Annotated in this window: 1 pseudogene; it reads left to right on the top strand. The window is 69.7% G+C overall.

The features are described from left to right. Positions 1-1,120: pseudogene (locus ACWD1Z_RS37720) on the top strand (hypothetical protein); the annotation flags it as partial. Positions 1,121-1,210 lie beyond the last annotated feature (90 nt).

Here is a 1,210-nt window from a genome sequence, read left to right on the forward strand (position 1 = left end):
CAACGACCGGATCGTGCAGGCCACCCGCGACATGCTGCGCGGCACCGAGACCGCCATCGCCAGTCACGCGTACGTGATGGGCGCCCTGCAGCGGCCAGCCTCGGTGCAGCTGCACCCCAAGAGTCCCGGCCGCTATGACGCACAGGCGGTTCAGGAGTGGCTGGGGCTGCTGGCACGACACCTGCGAGCCGTGCCTCCGGTGAGCGGTCTGGGGCTGTGGCGTGGCCGACCGATGGCCGCGGGTCTCGCCGATCCACACCCGCCGGCGGCACCCGAGCTGGACATCGTGCCGCACAGGCTGTGGCTGCTGGCCGGTCCCCGCCGGGTGCGTCTTGCCCACCTGGCGCTGTGCACCGTACTCATCGCTCTGGCCGCGGTCGGGTTCGGTCTGTTGGCCTCGCTGACTCGCCCCGCGCCGCCGCTCCTGTTTGTCGTCGCCGCGGCCGTCGTTGTGTGCCTCTGGGGGCTGCCGCGGTGGAGCCAACCGTGGCCCCGGCCAAGACGGCTTATGCCCTACCGGCGGATGCGTGCCGTGGCGTCGTGTCTGCAGGGTGCTCTGGCGATGCTGGGCACCATGGGCGCGGCCTTAGTGTCGATCATGGTCGACATGCGCCCCAATCGCTTCGCCACAAGCGCACTGGCCGCTCTCGGTATCGGGGCGGGGCTCGTCATGGTGCTGAGCACGGCCTTCCTCGGCAGGGCCACCTCCCACCCCGTGGGAGATACGGACCGCCCGGTGAGCGATCCGCTGAGGCTGCTGCGCGGCGACCTTGTCTCAGGGCTCCTGGTTGCGGTGGTCTTCGGCTTGGTCGTAGGGACAGGAGCAGGGGTCACCATGGGGACCGCATTCGGTATTTCGCTGGGTGCCGTGTCACTGCTCGCGGTGATCCTTGTGGCAAACGCCTGGACCCGCTACGCCGTGCTGCTGCTGCTGCTGCTGTGCGCGCGGCGGGTCCTGCCCTGGAGGCTCGGGACATTCCTCAACTGGGCCTACCAGGGCGGGCTGCTACGCATCTCGGGCAACGCCTATCAGTTCCGCCACCGCGAGCTGCAGGAGTGGCTCGCCGACCAACCTGGAACGAGCCCACACCCCTCCGGGCAGGTATCGGCATCCCGCTAGTAGGGCTTGGTCAGGTCCGTAGTGGGGTGGGTATGTCGCGGTGGCAGGTGGGGCAGGCGCCGGTCCAGAGGGCGAGGAGTGTCTGCAGCT

This window comes from Streptomyces sp. NPDC002784 (assembly GCF_053592135.1).